Raw genomic sequence first — 16,484 nt, 5'->3', positions numbered from 1 at the left:
GCCTTTTTCATGGGGGAACGCGAGCTCACAGGTAGTTGATCACCACCCCGGCGAAGATCAGCGCCCCCACGTAGTTGTTGTTGAGGAACGCCTGGAAGCAAGCCTCCCGCGCCCGCTCGCGGATCAACCGCTGCTGATAGACGAACAGCGCCGCCGCCGCCAGCAGCGACCAGTAGTAGCTGGATCCCAGCTCGCTCAGCTGGCCCACCAGCAGCAGGATCATCAGGGTCAGCAGCTGCAGCGCGCCTATGATCCGCTTGTCGTGGCGGCCGAACAGGATGGCACTCGACTTGAGTCCGAGCTTGAGGTCATCGTCCCGGTCCACCATGGCGTACTCGGTGTCGTAGGCGATGGTCCACAGCAGGTTGGCGAGAAACACCAGCCAGGCCACGGCCGGCAGGGCGTTGGCCTGGGCCGCGTAGGCCATGGGAATGGACCAGGAGAAGGCCATGCCGAGCACCAGCTGGGGGATCGGGATGTACCGCTTCATGAAGGGATAGCAGACCGCCAGCAGCAGGGCCGCGAACGACAGGCCTATGGTGAGCGGGTTCATGGTCAGCACCAGGGCGAACGAGATGAGCGCCAGCACGGCGAACAGCGCCAGCACCTCCCGCGGCTTGACCTTGCCCATGGGCAGCGGCCGGCCGGCGGTACGCTTCACGTGCCCGTCGAAGTTGCGATCCGCATAGTCATTGATGACGCAACCGGCGGAGCGCATCAGAAACACCCCCACCACGAACACCAGCAGGGTCCAGAGATCCGGCAGGCCATCGGCCGCCAGCCACAGCGCCCACAGGGTCGGCCACAGCAGCAGCAGGGTACCGATGGGCTTGTCGATGCGAGCCAACTGCACGTAGGCCAGTCCCCGCTCCTTGGTTAACAGATTCACTCCAGCTCCTTGTTGCATGACAGAGAGGGCAAGAAGAGTTCATGGACCAGCAGTGGCCATTGCCCCAGAAACAGACGGGAACGGCGTCCCCAGACGATGCCGGCCGGGCACCAGGGATTGCTCGCAATCTCGAAACAGGCCAGTTGCAGGTGATCGCGCCGGGCAGGCTCGTCGCCGAAGATACGCTCACCCAGAGGCTGCTCGCCCAGCTCGCGCAAGCCGCTGTCCGGCAGTGCGGCCTCGGCGAACAGGGTCCAGCCCAGCAGGGCCGGCCCCCGATCGCCGTGCAGGATCACCTCGCGGCACAGACCTGCCGGGTGATCGGCGGCCACCAGCTGCTGTTCGTCGGCATCGAGGGGGACGCTGCGGTTGCCGAGCAGTTGCACCGAAAAGTGGTGATTGTAGCGGCGCAGGCGCCGGGTCATGGAGTCCGCCTCCAGCAACCAGGGCAGCAAGGCCTCGGGCGGCTCGCACTGCGCGGGAGTCCGCCAGGGCTCCAGCCGGACAAGGGGAACAGTCAACTCGGACTTCACAGCTTCACCATCCGGAGATTTCCGTTATCAGGTTAAAATCCGGTTTATTATCCGTAAATCAATCGAGAATTGTAAGAACATCCGTGCTTGACGGCCCCGATGGCAACATCAAAAATGGGGTATCTCTTGCTGATGAGCCATCCATATGAAGCTATTCAAATTTCTGCTGGTGTTGTTGCTGAGCTGCGGTGCACTCCAGGCCTATGCCTCCGAAGGGGGGGAAGCACCCGCAGAAGGAGAAGCGGCGGCGGCCAAGCCGGGATTCCTCTACCACCTGCTGGATCCCGACATCATCACCAACTACCTGAGCGACGGTAAAACCCTCGGCTACGTCCGGGTGACGGTGGAGCTGATGGCCGAGAACGAGGCCGACCTCAAGCTGCTGGAGCAGCATGATCCCCTGATCCGCGACGCCATCATCCGCCTGATGGGCAGCAAGACCGCCGATCAGATCAAGTCCCTGGTCAGCCGCGAAGACCTGCGCAAGGAGTGCGAGACCCGGGCCAACGAGCTGCTGGTCAAAGAGAGCGGCAAGAAGGCGATACGCGAGCTCATCTTCACCAAATTCCTCTATCAGTAATGTCCCCCATCACGAGCGGGCCATGCGATCATCCGGGCCCGCTCGCTGTTTTAGAAATGAAAATTGATTACACTAGGGCCCACTGAGTTGTCGAGGTAGTCGAGATGGGCAACAAGACCCTGTGTGAATGGCGTCGCAGCGAGATCCCGGCCGATCTCAAGACCCTGCGCAAAATCGTGCGCAAACCCAAGTTCGTCTGCGGCAAATGTGCCCGCAGCGCCAACGACAAGAGCTACCTGTGTCAGCCGCTGCGGTTGAAAGAGAAAGAAGCCTGACCGGCTATTGATCGGTCCAGCCCTGGCGCCCCTGCTCGAACAACCGGCGCGCCTGGACGTCGTTGGGGCAGACCCCGCGGTACTCCTCACCGGAACGGCCCGCCAGATAGAGATGTTCCGGTCGGCAGTACCAGGCCAGCCCCTTCTGGTGTCCCTGTTTCCACTGCTCGGCATCCACCTTCTCGCCGCACTGGGCCTGATGGAACTCGACCCGCTCGGCGGTCAGGCCCAGCTTGCCATCCGCCTCCCCCACCTCGCTCCATACCTTCTCGCACGGATCATCCGAATGGGAGGCACAGCCCCCGAGCAGGGCGGCAAACACTATCACCGAGAGTCGCATAGTCATCCTTGAGTGTCGTTTGGGCAGTTCATTCTAGCCAGCCCGCCGCCGGCCTCCAAGTACCCGTCCCCATTCCTGTGAGCCGCCCAAAAAAACAGGCGGGCCCGAGGCCCGCCTGTGTATTCAATACGCGGATTACTGGTCGTCGAGAGGGTCGTCATCCTGCCAGCTCTCGTCTTCCCATTCATCCAGCTCGTCCTCCCAGGATTCCGGCTCCCACTCGTCGTCGAGGTCGTAATCCTGCTTGTGTCCACCCATGCTCATTCTCCTTGGATAGTGCACCCGCACTCAAAGTCTATCCAGAAAAATGGGGCTCGCCAGTCAGCGGGAGTTCAAAGTTTGACCAGGGTGCGTCCCGCAATCTTGCCCTGGGTGATGGCCTCGGCGGCCTCCACCACCTGCTCCAGCCCGATCTCGGTCACCGCCTGCGCGAAGAAGCTGGCGGGCAGATCCCGGGCCAGTCGCTGCCAGGCCAGCTGGCGGCGTGCCAGCGGGCACATTACCGAGTCGACCCCCTGCAACCGTACGTTGCGCAGGATGAAGGGCATCACGCTGGTGGGCAGATCGAAGCCGCCCGCCAGGCCGCAGGCCGCCACGGCGCCGCCGTAGTTCACCTGGGCCAGCAGCTTGGCCAGTACCTGACTGCCGACGGTATCGACAGCCCCGGCCCATAGCTGCTTCTCGAGCGGCTTGGCGGGCTCCAGCAGCTCGCTGCGCGGCACGATGCGGCTGGCACCGAGCGCGGTCAGCAACTCGCCCTGCTCCTCGGGACGACCGGTCAGCGCCGCCACCTGATAACCCAGCGCGGCCAGCAGTGCGACCGCGGTGGAGCCCACCCCGCCGGCGGCGCCGGTCACCAGGATCTCGCCGCTCTGCGGGGTCACCCCCGCCTCTTCCAGCGCCAGCACGCAGAGCATGGCGGTCAAACCGGCGGTGCCGATGCACATGGCCTGCCGCTCATCCAGCCCGGCCGGCAGCGGCACCAGCCAGTCGGCCTTGACCCGCGCCTGTTCGGCCATGCCGCCCCAGTGCCCTTCCCCCACACCCCAGCCAGTCAACACTACCTTGTCGCCCGGTTGATAGCGGTCGTCGGCAGATTCGAGCACGGTGCCGGCGAAGTCGATGCCGGGCACCAGCGGCCACTGGCGCACTATCTTGCCCTTGCCGGTGATGGCCAGCCCGTCCTTGTAGTTGATGGAGCTGTAACTCACCGCCACCCGCACTTCGCCTTCCGGCAGCTGGCGCTCGCCCAGCCGGGTCAGGGTCGGTACCGTCTTGCCGTCTTGGTTTTCCAGTAACAGAGCCTTGAACATGGTTGCCTCTCTGATGAGTGTGAAAAGGGTCAGCTGCTTTGCCGCTTCTGCAGCTGGAAGTCGAGGGTCAGCGCCGAGCCCATGACGGGTTCACCGGCCAGCTGACGCAAGATGAGATCGGCCGCCTCCTGCCCCATCCGCTGATAGGGGATGCGGACCGAAGTGAGGGCCGGATAGCAGGCGCGCGCCACGTCCAGATCGTCGAAACCGGCGATGGCGAGCTTGCCCGGCACGTTCAGGTGGCGGCGCTGGCATTCGAACAGCACCCCGGCCGCCAGCTCGTCGTTGACGCAGACCAGCGCATCCAGTTCGGGCCAACGCAGCAGGAACTCCCCCAGCATGGCCGCCCCGGTGCTGAAGCTGGGTCGCTCCGAGGTGTTGATGATGGCGTCGGGGGAGAGGTAATTGTCCAGCAGCGCCTTCTGCCAGCCCTGCATGCGCTGCTGCAGCATCCACTGCTCCTGGCGGGCGCAGAGAAAGCCGATATTGCGGTAGCCGCGCTCGATGAGGTGACGGGTCAGCTGATAGCCGGCATCGAAGTTGGAAACCCCGACGTTCATGTCGATGGGGCTGCGGGCCATGGCCCCCACCTCCACCACCGGCAGGCGGGCCGCCTTCAGCCGCTGGCGGATGGTCTCGCCGGGATCGCTGCCAAACAGCACCACGGCCGCCGGATTGTGCTGCAGGAAGCTGGTCAGCAGGCTCTCTTCCTGCTGTTTGAGGTGCTGGGCATCCCCCAGCATGATCTGGTAACCCTCCCGGCGCAGGCTTTGCTGCAGTCCGGCAATTACCTCGCCGCAGCCGCAGTCGGTCAGGCTGGGCACGATCACCACTATGGTCTGGGAGGTGGCGGATGCCAGCGCCCCCGCCGCCCGGTTGGGGATATAGCCGAGTTCGTCCACCGCCGCCTCGATGCGCTCGCGCATCTTGTCGGATACCAGCTCGGGGGTGCGCAGGGCGCGCGACACCGTCATGGCCCCCACGCCGGCCAGCTGGGCCACATCGTTGAGGGTCACCCGACCCGTGCTACGGCGTTTCTTCGCTTCTGACATCCTTTCCCTTCCTCGGCATACGGGTGCTCACTTTAAGGCAAAAGCGGGGCACTGACTATTTGCTCAAACCGGATTTTACCCCCTTTGAGGCCGACAAGGGGCAGGATGAATCCCTTCTGTGAGAGAAATGATAGCGCTATCACAGATCGATGTTAGCGCTATCTGGTAGCGCTAACTTTCGCGATCAGGCTCACAGTTATCAGCCGGCAAGATCGCTAGATTGGCGCCATCTTATCCAGCCCGGACACTGCCATGCTGACCCAATTGCTGACCGAGGAGGTCATTTCCATCGAAGCGGGCGCCCGCGACTGGCGCCACGCCATCGAGCTGGCCACCGCCCCCCTGCTGGCCAACGGCACCATCGAGCCCTCCTATATGGCGGCGCTCTACCGCTCCCACGAGGAGCTGGGCCCCTACTACGTGCTGGGCCCGGGGCTGGCCATGCCCCACGCCCGCCCGGAAGACGGCGTCAACCGGCTGGGACTGGCGCTGACCGTGCTGAAGGAGGGGGTCAACTTCGGCTCCGAGGGCAACGACCCGGTCCGGCTGCTGGTCACCCTGGCCGCCAGCGACAGCAACTCCCACGTGGAGACCATCGCCCAGCTGGCCGAGCTGTTCATGAATGAAGAAGACGTGGCGGCCATCATGGCGGCCACCAGCAAAGACGACATCCTGCGCATCCTGGCGCGTTATTGAGTGGCGCCCTGCGCCCGACAGAGGAAGAGAACATGAAGATTCTGGTTGTATGCGGACACGGCCTGGGCACCAGCCTGATGATGGAGATGAGCATCAAGAGCATTCTCAAGGAGCTGGCCGTGACGGCCGAGGTGGATCACCGGGATCTCGCCTCCGCCGGCAGCGAGAGCGCCGAGATCTTTGTCGCCACCCGCGACATCGCCGAACAGCTGGTCAGCATGGGGGTCGACGGCCGGCTGGTCTCCCTGGACAACATGGTCGACAAGGCCGCCATGAAAGAAAAACTCGCCATCGCCCTGCGCGAGCTGGGCGCACTCTAACCCTTTTGCGACTGTCTGGGCGGCCGGTGAGCCGCCGCTTCCATCTGCTTGGAGCTGACCATGGAATTTTTCAATTTTCTGATGTTTGACGTGCTGTCGGAGCCGGCCGTGCTGGTCGGTCTGATCGCCCTCATCGGCCTGATCGCCCAGAAGAAACCGGTGACCGAATGCATCAAGGGCACGGTCAAGACCATCATGGGCTTCGTCATCCTGGGGGCCGGCGCCACCCTGGTAGTGAACTCGCTGGGCGACTTCGCCACCATCTTCCAGCACGCCTTCGGCATCAAGGGGGTGGTACCCAACAACGAGGCCATCGTCTCCATCGCCCAGCAGTCGTTCGGCAAGGAGATGGCGATGATCATGTTCTTCGCCATGCTGGTGAACATACTGATCGCCCGGCTCACCCCGTGGAAATTCATCTTCCTGACCGGTCACCACACCCTGTTCATGTCGATGATGGTGGCGGCCATCCTCTCCGCCGGCGGCATGAGCGGCATCCCGCTCATCGCGGTGGGCAGCCTGGTGGTCGGCGTGACCATGGTGCTGTTCCCGGCCCTCGCCCACCCCTACATGAAGCAGATCACCGGTTCCGATGACGTGGCACTCGGCCACTTCTCCACCTGCTCCTACGTGCTGGCCGGCTGGATCGGCGCCAAGTTCGGCAACAAGGCCCACAGCAGCGAAGAGGTGCAGGTGCCCAAGAGCCTGCTGTTCCTGCGCGATACCCCGGTGGCCATCTCCTTCACCATGGGGATCATTTTCCTCATCACCTCCGCCTTTGCCGGCCCCGAGTTCGTCGCCAGCGTCGCCAAGGGCAAGCACTGGTTCATGTTCTCCCTGATGCAGTCCATCACCTTCGCCGCCGGGGTCTACGTGATCCTGCAGGGGGTACGGATGGTCATCGCCGAAATCGTGCCGGCCTTCAAGGGGATCTCCGACAAGCTGGTGCCAAACGCCAAGCCGGCGCTGGACTGCCCCATCGTCTTCCCCTACGCCCCCAATGCGGTGCTGATCGGCTTCCTGTCGAGCTTTGCCGCCGGGCTGGTGGGCATGGTGCTGCTCTATCTGCTGGGGCTCACCGTCATCATTCCGGGCGTCGTGCCGCACTTCTTCGTCGGCGCTGCGGCCGGGGTGTTCGGCAATGCCACCGGCGGCCGTCGCGGCGCCATGCTCGGTGCCTTCGCCAACGGCCTGCTGATCACCTTCCTGCCGGTATTCCTGCTGCCGGTGCTGGGGGATCTCGGCTTTGCCAACACCACCTTCAGCGATGCCGACTTCGGCGTGGTGGGGATCCTGCTTGGCCTGATCGTGCGCTGAGCCGGTCTCTGAAATGCAAAACGGAGCGCGAAGCGCTCCGTTTTTTTATGCCCACCACTCCCGACTCAGTCGCTCTCCAGGCTGGCGAGGCAGTGAGACAGGGTGCGCGCCAGCGCCCCCTGGTTGCGCAGCACCACGGCGCGGGCCTGCTCGCCCATCTCCCGGCGCCGGCTCTCGTCGGCCAGCAGCGCGCTCACCTGTTCCCCCAGCTCGGCGGCATCGGCCACCACGGCGGCGCCACCCTGGGCCACCAGCTGGCGGGTGATGTCGCTGAAGTTAAAGTAGGCGGGGCCGCTCAGGCAGGGTTTGCCGAGCGCAGCCGGCTCCAGCAGGTTGTGGCCACCCACCTTGACCAGGCTGCCGCCGACGAAGGCCACATCGGCCGCCGCCAGCATCAGCGGCAGCTCGCCCATGGTATCGCCCAGATAGATCTTGTCGCGCTCGCCGACCGCACCGCCTGCCGTACGCCGCACGCAGCCGTAGGGGGCGCACAGCGCCATCACCCGCTCGAACCGCTCGGGGTGGCGCGGCACCAGGATCAACAGGGCCGACGGCTGCGCCGCGAGCACCCGATCGAAGGCGACCAGCACCTGCTCGTCCTCCCCCTGATGGGTGCTGGCGGCGATCCAGACCGGCCGCTCCGCCCCAAGCAACTGGCGCAGGGCGCGGCCCTTGGCCTGCACCTGCTCATCGAGCTGGATGTCGAACTTGATGGAGCCGGTCACCGCCAGCCGCTCGCGCCCCAGCCCCAGCCGATGGAAGCGATCCGCGTCGTCCTGGTGCTGGCAGAGCAGGTGGGTCAGCGGCCGGCTGAGGGCATCGAAGGCGCCCTGAAAACGGCCATAACGCCGGCAGGATCGCTCCGAGAGGCGGGCATTGATGATGGTCACCGGCAGGTGGCGCGCCTCGCAGGCCGCCAGCCAGTTCGGCCACAGTTCGGTTTCCATCACCCAGAGCGCGCGCGGTTTGACGGCCTTGAGGAACGCCGCCACCGCCCAGGGGTAGTCGAGCGGCGCGTAGCGGTGCTCCACCAGATCCCCCAGCCTGGCGGCCTGCTCGGCGCCGGTGCGGGTGGTGGTGGTGAGCAGGATCGGCAAGAAGGGCCGCTCGGCCTTGAGGGCGCGGATGAAGGGGCTGATGGCCAGCGTCTCCCCCACGCTCACCGCATGGATCCAGAGCGGCGCCTCCTGCCCGGTGGCGGGTGTCCGCCCCAGGTGCTCGGCCCAGCGCTTGCCAAAGCCGGGCTTGCCCTTCTTCGGCTTGTAGAGCGCCAGCAATGCCAGCGGCAACCCCAGGTGGATCAGCAGGTTGTAGAGCAGCCGATAGCCCATGCTAGTGCGGCTCCCCGCGCTTGCCCGGCTCGGCGACAAAACGGGGCGGTTCGCCGGGCGGCAGCGCCAGCGGCGGGGCCGGCGTCTCGCTGCACTCCAGCCGGCGGCCAGCCTCGATGACCTGCTCCGGCATCAGCTCGATCAGGCACTTGAGGTGGCCGAACTTACAGGTGCGCTTGAAGCAGGGTCGGCACTCGATGTCGGTGTGGACGATCTCGACCCGGTCCGCCAGCGGCGGGGTATAGAGCGGCGAGGTGGAGCCATAGACCCCGATCAGCGGCCGGTTGAGGGCGGCGGCAACGTGCATCAGGCCGGAGTCGTTGGCGATCACCCGCCCGGCCAGCGCCATCAGGTCGATCGCCTCGTACAGGCTGGTCTTGCCCGCCAGCACGTGGCAGTTGGGACGCGACAGCGGGTTGATCTGGTCGCGAATGGTGTTGGCCACCGCCGCATCCTTGCCAGAGCCGAAGATCCACACCTGCCAGCCCTCGTCGAGGTGTTTTTGCGCCACCACGGCGTAGTGGCCCTCCGGCCAGCGCTTGGCCGGGCCGAACTCGGCCCCAGGGCAGAGCACCAGCACCGGACGGGCGCGATCCAGCCCGAGCCGCGCCAGCGCCTTCTCCTGGTTGACGAGATCGACGTTGAGAGCCGGCTGGGGGATGGTCGGGATATCGGCCCGGCTCTTCATCTGCGTCTTGGGATAGGCCAGCGCCAGGTAGGCCTCCACCATCAGCGGAAAGGCGGACTTGTTGCTGCGCATGTCGTTGAGCAGGCCGAAGCGATGCTCGCCCTTCCAGCCGGTGCGCACCGGGATGCGGGCAAACCAGGGGATCAGCGCCGACTTCATGGAGTTGGGCTGGATGATGGCCTGATCGTACTTTTCGGCCGCCAGCTGCTTGCCGAGCCGACGGCGGGCTCCCAGCTTGAAGTCGCCGTGGCCAAGCGGCATCGGGATGGCCTTGTCCACCTCCGGCATCCGCTCCAGCAGGGCACCACACCAGGCGGGCGCCATCACGTGCAGCTCGCTGTCGGGGTGGTTGGCCTTGATCGCCTTGTAGAGGCTCTGGGACATCACCATGTCGCCGACCCAGGAGGGGCCGATCACCAATATTTTCATCTCGCACTTCTCCAGGGCCACGCCCTGCGGTTAATCGTTGCTGGCCGAGATTATGCCTGAAGAATGGCCCGAGAAATAACAGAAGATCCCGCTGCCATACATCCTGGCGCCAAAAAACAACCCATTTGAAACCGACGCGTATCCCGCCGCCGGAACCATGCTCCGCCTGCCGTTTTAGGCTAGAATGGGCGCCAATTTGAGCATGGCCCGCCAGTCGGGCGCCAACAAGAGCCTTTAATCCGTGAACAAACCGACTCTGGCGGCTGTCCTTATCGTCAAGAATGAAGCCGAAAACCTGCGCCCCTGCCTCGCCTCCCTCGATGGACTGGTCGACGAGATCGTCATCATGGACTCCGGCAGCCAGGACGAGACCCCGGCCATCGCCGCCGAATTCGGCGCCCGCTTCTTCGTCAACCCGGTGTGGCCGGGCTTCGGCCGCCAGCGCCGCCTCGCCCAGTCCCACGTGCAATCCGACTGGGTGCTGTGGCTGGATGCGGACGAACGGCTCACCCCCGAGCTGAAAGCCGCCATCGCCGCCGTCATGGCCAACCCGGCCAGCGACACCATCTACTCGATCCCGCGCCTCTCCTGGGTGTTCGGCCGCTTCATCCGCCACAGCGGCTGGTACCCGGACCGGGTGCTGCGCCTCTATCCCAAGGATCTCACCAGCTACAACGAGGTGCTGGTGCACGAGAAGGTGGAAGTGCGCGCCAACATGAAGATCGTCAACCTGCACGGCGACCTGCTCCACTTCACCTATCGGGATCTGGAACACTACCTGGTCAAGTCCGCCGGCTATGCCCGCGCCTGGGCCGATCAGCGCACCGCCCGCGGCAAGAAGGGCTCCCTCGGCCAGGGGCTGGTGCACGCGCTGGGCTGCTTCCTCAAGATGTACCTGCTCAAGGCCGGCTTCCTCGATGGCAAGCAGGGGCTCTTGCTGGCCATACTGTCGGCCCACTCCACCTTCGTGAAGTACGCCGACCTCTGGATCCGCCAGCAGCCACAGGCACCGGAACAGGCGAACAAGTAAACCGCCGCAGACGGGCGCTGCCAGCGAGCCCCCCATACGAGACAGGGCCCTTGAAGGGCCCTGTCTGCATTTGCGCTATCCGCTATCACTGCTCGCTGCGCCAGAACGGCGGTGCCCAGCGGGCGATCGCCGCCGCCATGGTCTTGGGATCGAGCTGGCTCATGTCTTCCGGGTGATCGCTGTCTTCCGGCGGGCTGAACGCCAGGTGGCGCCCCTCGCTGTTGAGCGGACGCCAGCGCAGTGGCGTTGCCGAACGGTGCGCCGGGAAGAAGCCGATGGTGGGCACATCCAGCGCCGCGGCGATGTGCAGCGGCCCTGTGCTGCCCGCCACGAACAGGGCGGCGTTGGCCATCACCTGGCAGAACTTGGGCAGCCCCTCCTCGGAGCGGTAGATCCAGCCGTTGCCACCGTGGGCCAGCAGCTCGGCCGCCAGCTGTTCGGCGATCTTCTCTTCCCCCGGCCCCGCAGTCAGGATGCACTGCAGCTCGGGACAGGCCTGGTTGAGCTTGATGATGAGACGGGCGTACTGCTCGATGGAGAGGTTGTTGGCCGAGCCGCCGCTGCCGGCATGCACCATCAGCCAGGGGCGGCCGGCATCGAGCCGCAGGCGGGCGGCGACCTGCTCGCGCACCTGTTGCAGGCTCTTCGCATCGAAGCTGAGGTAGGGGCCCTGCGGCTCCACCGCGCTCACCTGCTGGTCGGCGAGGAAACGGCGCACCAGATCCAGGTTGTATTCGTACTCCGGCTTCTGGGAGCGGGAGCGGCGCTGGATCAGGCGCTGGTTGTAGAGCACCTGGGCCAGCTTGGTGGCCGGCGCCAGCCGGTAGGGAATGTGCGCCTTCCACACCAGCATGGCGTTGCGGGAGTTGGAGAAGAGGCAGATGGAGGCATCGAAGGCGGCCGCCTTGATGCGTGCCTGCAAGGCACGTTGCTGTTCCTTGTCGGCCCGTGAGCCCGGATCCAGGATGATCTCGTCAATCCAGGGGCAGAGGCGGGCCAGCGGTGCCGTATAGGCGGGAACCAGGGCAGTCACATGACACTCCATGGAGCGCTTGAGCATGGCAAAACTCGGCCAGGCCAGCATGAAGTCACCAATCTTGTCATTGCGGACTACCAGAATACGTTTCATAAAAAATCCCTTTGCTCCCTGTCACCAACGCAAGGAGGCTTGATGCGCGATGCGGTATTCTTGCCTGATGTATCGCTATTCTCAAGCGAAGACGCCCGTCGGTGCCGATTTGACGCGGCAAAGCCACCATCGGGGCGCCAAAACTCGCCCCATTGCGGTCGCGCCAATCCCCCAACAGACCCTATAATGCGACCAAATTTCCCGGTTGCAGGAATCAGCAGCATGACCAACAAGGTAATCTATCCCGGCACCTTCGATCCCGTCACCAACGGCCACACCGATCTCATCGGCCGGGCCGCCAGACTGTTTGACCAGGTGGTGGTCGGGGTGGCCAACAGCCCGAGCAAACGGCCGCTGTTCGATCTGGACGAGCGGGTTCAGCTGGCCCGCCAGGTGACCGCCCACCTGCCCAACGTCAAGGTGGTCGGCTTCTCCGGCCTGCTGGTGGACTTTGCCAAGGAGCAGCAGGCCAATGTGCTGATCCGCGGTCTGCGCGCCGTCTCCGACTTCGAATACGAGTTTCAGCTGGCCAACATGAACCGCCGCCTGATGCCGGAGCTGGAGAGCGTGTTCCTCACCCCGGCCGAGGAGAACTCCTTCATCTCCTCCACCTTGGTGAAGGAGGTGGCCCTGCACGGCGGCGACATCCGCCAGTTCGTCGACCCCATAGTGGCGGCCGCCATCAAGGCCAAACAGACCAAGTAACAACGAAACAGGCTACCCGAGGGTAGCCTGTTTGCAGTTCATGCCTGCCTCAGCCCGCCAGACGCGGGCCCAGCAGCTGCTGGCCTGCCAGGGTCAGCTGATCGAGCCACTCGTAGCGGCGCCGGTACATGGCCCGCTTCTTGGAGGCGATCTCCTCCAGCGGCTTGCGCTGGGCGGGCTGCAGCCGCACGAAGTTGCTGTCCAGATCGGTGGCGCCGAACTCCTGCCACAGCTCGTCATAGTCCGCCTGCAGACAGGCCTTCTTCTTCTTGCTGTAGCGACGGGCCTGATAGATGTGGGCCTTCATCCGCACCGCCGAGATATGCTCGGCCTGCATCGCCTCGGCCAGCTGCATCACCAACATCACCACCAGCGACTTGGGCCGCAGACCGTGGCCCTCCTTGGTCAGCGCACGCACCTTGTCCTGCGCCTGCTCGATGCAGGGCTCCGGGCCCTGTACCGAACCGATCACCACCGCCAGCCGGTTGGGGGTGCCTGCCAGCGAGAAGGCGCAGCTATAGAGCCGCTTGCCCTGCGGGTCGACGATGGAGAGGGCCAGCTCCGCCTCGCGGCGGAAGGTGCCGTCGTGGCGCAGCACGATGCGGCAGCCGCTCTCGGGATAACGGCCCAGCTCGATGCCATCCCCCAGATAGAGCGGGTCGATCAGATCCGGGTAGCGGGCCAGCATCAGCCGGTAGTGGTTTTCCAGCATCTCGGCCCGCTCGGTCGCGGTGGAGCCGGCAAAGCGATAGGGCCGCATCGGCTTGTCGAGCAGCTCGGGATAGTGGGCAGGCAGGGCCTTGAGCGGTTCGGCCTGAAACAGCTCGAACACCCGGCTCAGCTGCTGCCGATAGAGCAGGCTGCGCAGCACGAACTTGGCGCGATTGAAGGTCTTGCGGGCGCTGTCATCGGGATAGAGGAAGCGCGCCATTTTTTGGGCACAATAGTGCCCCTGCCGGGACAAATGGTCCCAGTCTATTGATTTAGCTGTCATTTTATTGTCTCAAACCGCCTGAACGGCCGAGATAGTAGTGACGGGCGAGCAAATATTCAACAGACTGGAAATACTCTCTTACAACTTGGCCGTTTCAGGCCGAAAAAACCGCGATTCAGCGCTGACAGTGGGAGCAGAACACGGTCGTGCGCTGTCCCAGCCGGATTTCGCTGAGCAAGGTGTGGCAGTGAAAACAGGGCTGACCGCCCCGCCCGTACACCTGCAACTGCTGCACGAAATAACCCGGTTTGCCGTCTGCACTGGTGAAATCCTTGAGGGTGGTGCCCCCCTGCCGAATCGCCTCGGCCAGCACCCGCTTTATCTCCCCGACCAGGGTGCCCAGCCGCTCGGCACTGATGTTGCCCGCCGCCCGCTTGGGATGAATGCCGGCGGCATAGAGCGCCTCGTTGGCGTAGATGTTGCCCACCCCGACCACCACCTGGTTGTCCATCAGGAAGGTCTTGATGGCGGTGCTGCGCCCCTTGGCGCGCTCACGCAGGTAATCGGCATTGAAGGCGTCGGTGAGCGGCTCTGGCCCCAGCTTGGCCAGCAGCGTATGCGCCTCGGCCGGCTCGCGGGTCCACAGCAGGGCACCGAAGCGGCGCGGATCGTTGAGCCGCAGCAGCTTGCCGTTCTCGAGCTCGATATCCACGTGATCGTGCTTCTCGGCCGGGGTGCCGATGTCCAGCACTCGCAGGCTGCCCGACATGCCCAGATGGAGGATGGCGGTACCGAAGTCGGTCTCCAGCAGCAGGTACTTGGCGCGGCGGCTGACCCGGTGGATGGTGAGGTCCACCAGCTCCTGGATCTCTCCCGGCACCGGCCAGCGCAGGCGGCCGTCCCGCACCACCACCCGGGTGACCTTGATGCCGGTAAGCCAGGGCGAGATGCCCTGGCGGCTGACTTCGACTTCCGGTAATTCAGGCATGGGATCCTCGTGCTGACGCTGAAAAAGGGTTAGGGTGCAGGACGCAGCAGGCTGCGGTACTGCTCCTGGCTCAGGCTGAGCCAGGTCGAGGGTGGCAGCAGGGCGGCAAACTTGCCGTCATCCTGATAGAGCCCCACCTCGATGGGGTCGCTCTGGCCGGCGACCCAGATCTTGAGGGTAACCGGATTGCCGCGCACGGCTTCACCGGGTGGCAGCAGCCAGCCCTGCCAGGCCTCGATGTGCGCCGCCAGTTGGGTACTGTCGAGCCCCAGATCCGGCCCGCTGCGCCAGCCCTGCCCGATGCGCTCTATCTGCCAGCTCGGCCCCTGCCAGGTGAGCACCACGGCGCTCTCAGGCAGCAGCGGACGCGCCCGCTTGGCGCTGTTTTCCTGCTGGGCGATCTCCAGCCGGTGCAACAGGGTGATCACGATCAGCACCACCACGATGATCACGTTGTTCCAGCCTCTGCGGCTCAATTTGAACATGACAAGCCTCCCTTCGAACCGGCAGTGTACTGAATTCCAGCCATAAAAAAACCCGGCACTAGGCCGGGTTTTTGGGAATGCAGCATCAAGCAATTACTTGATTTTGCCTTCCTTGTAGATCACATGCTGACGAACAACGGGATCAAACTTTTTGATTTCCATTTTTTCGGGCATGGTGCGCTTGTTTTTGGTAGTGGTATAGAAGTGACCAGTACCGGCGCTGGAGTTCAGGCGAATCTTCTCGCGAATACCTTTAGCCATGATCTAATTCCTTATACCTTAACACCGCTGGCGCGCAGTTCAGCCAGAACCACTTCAACGCCACGCTTGTCGATGATACGCATGCCTTTTGCGGATACGCGCAGGCTTACGAAGCGTTTTTCACTCTCAACCCAGAAACGGTGAGTGTGCAGGTTCGGCAGGAAACGACGCTTGGTAGCGTTGTTAGCGTGCGAACGGTTGTTACCAACTGCCGGGCGCTTGCCGGTTACTTGGCATACTCTAGACATGTCAGTCTCTCCAAATCTTACTTCATTGCTCGAGCAAATATCTGCCCCGCTGGCCTTCGATTGCGGGGCAAACAGAAGGCGGCATTTTATACAGCATCCGTGATCAAAGATCAACTAATACGGCGCCAGAGCACAGTCATAACCAACCGCGCTCGGCGAAAGAAACCGTGATGCCATCACCGATCACCAAGTGATCCAGCACTCTGATATCGATCAGGGCCAAGGCGGCCGTGATCCGATCCGTGATCTGGCGGTCGGCCCTACTGGGCTCGGCGACGCCGGACGGGTGATTATGCGCCAGAATCACGGCGGCTGCATTATGTTTGAGTGCGATCTGCACGATTTCTCTGGGCCAGACGCTCGCCGAGTCGAGGGTACCGTAAAAAAGTTCAACGAATTGAATCACTCGGTGCTGATTGTCGAGCAGCAGCAGGGCAAACACCTCCCGCGGCCGATCTCGCAGCTGGGCCTGCAGATAGTCCCGGGTCAGCTGGGGCGAGGTGAGCGCATCCCCCCGTTGCAGCTGCTGCGCCAGATGGCGTTTGCCCATCTCCAGCACCGCCTGCAGCTGGGCATATTTGGCCGGGCCGAGGCCATGCGCCTCGCAGAAGGCACGTCGGTCCGCCCCCAGCAGATTGCGCAGCGATCCGAACTGATTCAACAGGTTGCGGGAGAGATCTACCGCACTCAGGCCACTGACCCCGGAGCGCAGGAAGATCGCCAGCAGCTCGGCATCGGACAAACCGCCCGGGCCGTGACGCAGCAGCTTCTCACGGGGTCGTTCATCCTCTGGCCACTCCTTGATGCTCATTTGTCTCTCCTTTGCGCTATTGAGAGAAAACATAGCAAAGAAATCACGGGAGCCCGGCCACAAGACCCCCATGTCAGCCTCTGTCGTCGACTGCAGCCTGTGGTATCTTAGCCGACCAGTCAGAGTGAGC

22 protein-coding genes are annotated in these 16,484 nt (G+C 64.0%); 7 read left to right on the top strand and 15 right to left on the bottom strand.

All coding sequences use genetic code 11. The features are described from left to right. Positions 1-25 precede the first annotated feature (25 nt). On the bottom strand, positions 26-889 hold the full coding sequence (gene ubiA, locus CAK78_RS08925; RefSeq protein WP_094697051.1) for a 4-hydroxybenzoate octaprenyltransferase: 864 nt from the start codon (positions 887-889) through the stop codon (positions 26-28). Continuing rightward, positions 886-1,422 carry a chorismate--pyruvate lyase family protein gene (locus CAK78_RS08920; RefSeq protein WP_094697050.1) on the bottom strand — a complete coding sequence of 179 codons (537 nt, stop codon included), beginning with the start codon at positions 1,420-1,422 and terminating at the stop codon, positions 886-888. The genes ubiA and CAK78_RS08920 overlap by 4 nt, the downstream gene beginning before the upstream one ends. A gap of 145 nt (positions 1,423-1,567) precedes the next feature. Between CAK78_RS08920 and CAK78_RS08915 the strand changes: the two genes are divergently transcribed. Then, positions 1,568-2,002 (top strand): flagellar basal body-associated FliL family protein, encoded by a 435-nt coding sequence (locus CAK78_RS08915; RefSeq protein ID WP_005307553.1) that lies wholly within the window; start codon positions 1,568-1,570, stop codon positions 2,000-2,002. A 104-nt stretch (positions 2,003-2,106) separates the two neighbouring features. Further along, entirely contained in the window at positions 2,107-2,277 is a 171-nt protein-coding gene (locus CAK78_RS08910; protein WP_005307551.1) for a hypothetical protein, read from the top strand. Between the two features lie 4 nt (positions 2,278-2,281). On the opposite strand, the gene CAK78_RS08905 is transcribed toward CAK78_RS08910, so the two are convergent. The 4 genes from CAK78_RS08905 to CAK78_RS08890 all read right to left on the bottom strand — a co-directional run bounded on the left by CAK78_RS08905 (position 2,282) and on the right by CAK78_RS08890 (position 4,982). Next, entirely contained in the window at positions 2,282-2,617 is a 336-nt protein-coding gene (locus CAK78_RS08905; protein ID WP_042007337.1) for a DUF2799 domain-containing protein, read from the bottom strand. Positions 2,618-2,752: 135 nt separating this feature from the next. Further along, complete coding sequence (locus tag CAK78_RS23085) at positions 2,753-2,875, bottom strand: hypothetical protein (protein WP_254924736.1); 123 nt, start codon at positions 2,873-2,875, stop codon at positions 2,753-2,755. Between the two features lie 74 nt (positions 2,876-2,949). Beyond that, entirely contained in the window at positions 2,950-3,930 is a 981-nt protein-coding gene (acuI, locus tag CAK78_RS08895) for an acrylyl-CoA reductase (NADPH) (RefSeq protein ID WP_094697047.1), read from the bottom strand. Positions 3,931-3,959: 29 nt separating this feature from the next. Then, a complete protein-coding gene (locus tag CAK78_RS08890; protein ID WP_017766511.1) occupies positions 3,960-4,982 on the bottom strand; it encodes a LacI family DNA-binding transcriptional regulator in 1,023 nt (340 codons plus the stop codon). 252 nt (positions 4,983-5,234) lie between these two features. Here CAK78_RS08890 and CAK78_RS08885 point away from each other — a divergent pair, with 252 nt between their 5' ends. The 3 genes from CAK78_RS08885 to CAK78_RS08875 are packed head-to-tail and all read left to right on the top strand — an operon-like array spanning position 5,235 to position 7,315. After that, entirely contained in the window at positions 5,235-5,678 is a 444-nt protein-coding gene (locus tag CAK78_RS08885) for a PTS sugar transporter subunit IIA (RefSeq protein ID WP_094697046.1), read from the top strand. Positions 5,679-5,710: 32 nt separating this feature from the next. Then, positions 5,711-5,998: a PTS sugar transporter subunit IIB gene (locus CAK78_RS08880; RefSeq protein ID WP_016349013.1), complete on the top strand. Its 288-nt coding sequence runs from the start codon at positions 5,711-5,713 to the stop codon at positions 5,996-5,998. Positions 5,999-6,058: 60 nt separating this feature from the next. Further along, a complete protein-coding gene (locus CAK78_RS08875; RefSeq protein WP_094697045.1) occupies positions 6,059-7,315 on the top strand; it encodes a PTS ascorbate transporter subunit IIC in 1,257 nt (418 codons plus the stop codon). A 65-nt stretch (positions 7,316-7,380) separates the two neighbouring features. On the opposite strand, the gene waaA is transcribed toward CAK78_RS08875, so the two are convergent. Beyond that, entirely contained in the window at positions 7,381-8,646 is a 1,266-nt protein-coding gene (gene waaA, locus CAK78_RS08870; protein ID WP_094697044.1) for a lipid IV(A) 3-deoxy-D-manno-octulosonic acid transferase, read from the bottom strand. A 1-nt stretch (position 8,647) separates the two neighbouring features. Next, positions 8,648-9,763 carry a lipopolysaccharide heptosyltransferase II gene (waaF, locus tag CAK78_RS08865; protein WP_094697043.1) on the bottom strand — a complete coding sequence of 372 codons (1,116 nt, stop codon included), beginning with the start codon at positions 9,761-9,763 and terminating at the stop codon, positions 8,648-8,650. Between the two features lie 241 nt (positions 9,764-10,004). Here waaF and CAK78_RS08860 point away from each other — a divergent pair, with 241 nt between their 5' ends. Beyond that, entirely contained in the window at positions 10,005-10,793 is a 789-nt protein-coding gene (locus CAK78_RS08860) for a glycosyltransferase family 2 protein (RefSeq protein WP_094697042.1), read from the top strand. Between the two features lie 85 nt (positions 10,794-10,878). Here CAK78_RS08860 and CAK78_RS08855 read toward each other — a convergent pair whose 3' ends face one another. Further along, positions 10,879-11,922, bottom strand: a complete 1,044-nt coding sequence (locus CAK78_RS08855) for a glycosyltransferase family 9 protein (RefSeq protein WP_010635522.1) — start codon at positions 11,920-11,922, stop codon at positions 10,879-10,881. Between the two features lie 222 nt (positions 11,923-12,144). Between CAK78_RS08855 and coaD the strand changes: the two genes are divergently transcribed. After that, on the top strand, positions 12,145-12,627 hold the full coding sequence (coaD, locus tag CAK78_RS08850; RefSeq protein ID WP_017783649.1) for a pantetheine-phosphate adenylyltransferase: 483 nt from the start codon (positions 12,145-12,147) through the stop codon (positions 12,625-12,627). 49 nt (positions 12,628-12,676) lie between these two features. Here the strand turns inward: coaD and CAK78_RS08845 are convergent, their stop codons facing one another. From CAK78_RS08845 to radC, 6 genes are all read right to left on the bottom strand, one after another. After that, a complete protein-coding gene (locus CAK78_RS08845; protein WP_094697041.1) occupies positions 12,677-13,558 on the bottom strand; it encodes a VirK/YbjX family protein in 882 nt (293 codons plus the stop codon). A 178-nt stretch (positions 13,559-13,736) separates the two neighbouring features. Beyond that, positions 13,737-14,549 carry a bifunctional DNA-formamidopyrimidine glycosylase/DNA-(apurinic or apyrimidinic site) lyase gene (gene mutM, locus CAK78_RS08840; protein WP_094697040.1) on the bottom strand — a complete coding sequence of 271 codons (813 nt, stop codon included), beginning with the start codon at positions 14,547-14,549 and terminating at the stop codon, positions 13,737-13,739. Positions 14,550-14,578: 29 nt separating this feature from the next. Continuing rightward, positions 14,579-15,034, bottom strand: coding sequence for a hypothetical protein (locus CAK78_RS08835; protein ID WP_005307503.1), 456 nt, complete (start codon positions 15,032-15,034; stop codon positions 14,579-14,581). 93 nt (positions 15,035-15,127) lie between these two features. After that, a complete protein-coding gene (rpmG, locus tag CAK78_RS08830; protein ID WP_005307500.1) occupies positions 15,128-15,295 on the bottom strand; it encodes a 50S ribosomal protein L33 in 168 nt (55 codons plus the stop codon). Positions 15,296-15,306: 11 nt separating this feature from the next. Further along, a complete protein-coding gene (rpmB, locus tag CAK78_RS08825) occupies positions 15,307-15,543 on the bottom strand; it encodes a 50S ribosomal protein L28 (RefSeq protein ID WP_005307492.1) in 237 nt (78 codons plus the stop codon). A gap of 136 nt (positions 15,544-15,679) precedes the next feature. Continuing rightward, the gene (gene radC, locus CAK78_RS08820; RefSeq protein ID WP_094697039.1) at positions 15,680-16,354 is read right to left on the bottom strand and encodes a RadC family protein; all 675 of its coding nucleotides are present in this window, start codon (positions 16,352-16,354) and stop codon (positions 15,680-15,682) included. Positions 16,355-16,484: the final 130 nt, after the last annotated feature.

Source organism: Aeromonas sp. A35_P (genome assembly GCF_002259925.1).
In the GTDB taxonomy this organism is placed as follows: Bacteria; Pseudomonadota; Gammaproteobacteria; order Enterobacterales; family Aeromonadaceae; genus Aeromonas; species Aeromonas dhakensis.
Note: the sequence above shows the minus strand (reverse complement) of the source record. Positions and strands in the feature narration are given on the sequence as shown.

Excerpts from the sequence above, each read along its gene's own strand:
- CAK78_RS08915 (WP_005307553.1), top strand. The coding sequence starts at position 1,568 with ATGAAGCTATTCAAATTTCTGCTGGTGTTGTTGCTGAGCTGCGGTGCA.
- CAK78_RS08910 (WP_005307551.1), top strand. The coding sequence starts at position 2,107 with ATGGGCAACAAGACCCTGTGTGAATGGCGTCGCAGCGAGATCCCGGCC.
- CAK78_RS08905 (WP_042007337.1), bottom strand. The coding sequence starts at position 2,617 with ATGCGACTCTCGGTGATAGTGTTTGCCGCCCTGCTCGGGGGCTGTGCC.
- CAK78_RS23085 (WP_254924736.1), bottom strand. The coding sequence starts at position 2,875 with ATGGGTGGACACAAGCAGGATTACGACCTCGACGACGAGTGGGAGCCG.
- acuI (WP_094697047.1), bottom strand. The coding sequence starts at position 3,930 with ATGTTCAAGGCTCTGTTACTGGAAAACCAAGACGGCAAGACGGTACCG.
- CAK78_RS08890 (WP_017766511.1), bottom strand. The coding sequence starts at position 4,982 with ATGTCAGAAGCGAAGAAACGCCGTAGCACGGGTCGGGTGACCCTCAAC.
- CAK78_RS08885 (WP_094697046.1), top strand. The coding sequence starts at position 5,235 with ATGCTGACCCAATTGCTGACCGAGGAGGTCATTTCCATCGAAGCGGGC.
- CAK78_RS08880 (WP_016349013.1), top strand. The coding sequence starts at position 5,711 with ATGAAGATTCTGGTTGTATGCGGACACGGCCTGGGCACCAGCCTGATG.
- CAK78_RS08875 (WP_094697045.1), top strand. The coding sequence starts at position 6,059 with ATGGAATTTTTCAATTTTCTGATGTTTGACGTGCTGTCGGAGCCGGCC.
- waaA (WP_094697044.1), bottom strand. The coding sequence starts at position 8,646 with ATGGGCTATCGGCTGCTCTACAACCTGCTGATCCACCTGGGGTTGCCG.
- waaF (WP_094697043.1), bottom strand. The coding sequence starts at position 9,763 with ATGAAAATATTGGTGATCGGCCCCTCCTGGGTCGGCGACATGGTGATG.
- CAK78_RS08855 (WP_010635522.1), bottom strand. The coding sequence starts at position 11,922 with ATGAAACGTATTCTGGTAGTCCGCAATGACAAGATTGGTGACTTCATG.
- coaD (WP_017783649.1), top strand. The coding sequence starts at position 12,145 with ATGACCAACAAGGTAATCTATCCCGGCACCTTCGATCCCGTCACCAAC.
- CAK78_RS08845 (WP_094697041.1), bottom strand. The coding sequence starts at position 13,558 with ATGGCGCGCTTCCTCTATCCCGATGACAGCGCCCGCAAGACCTTCAAT.
- mutM (WP_094697040.1), bottom strand. The coding sequence starts at position 14,549 with ATGCCTGAATTACCGGAAGTCGAAGTCAGCCGCCAGGGCATCTCGCCC.
- CAK78_RS08835 (WP_005307503.1), bottom strand. The coding sequence starts at position 15,034 with ATGTTCAAATTGAGCCGCAGAGGCTGGAACAACGTGATCATCGTGGTG.
- rpmG (WP_005307500.1), bottom strand. The coding sequence starts at position 15,295 with ATGGCTAAAGGTATTCGCGAGAAGATTCGCCTGAACTCCAGCGCCGGT.
- rpmB (WP_005307492.1), bottom strand. The coding sequence starts at position 15,543 with ATGTCTAGAGTATGCCAAGTAACCGGCAAGCGCCCGGCAGTTGGTAAC.
- radC (WP_094697039.1), bottom strand. The coding sequence starts at position 16,354 with ATGAGCATCAAGGAGTGGCCAGAGGATGAACGACCCCGTGAGAAGCTG.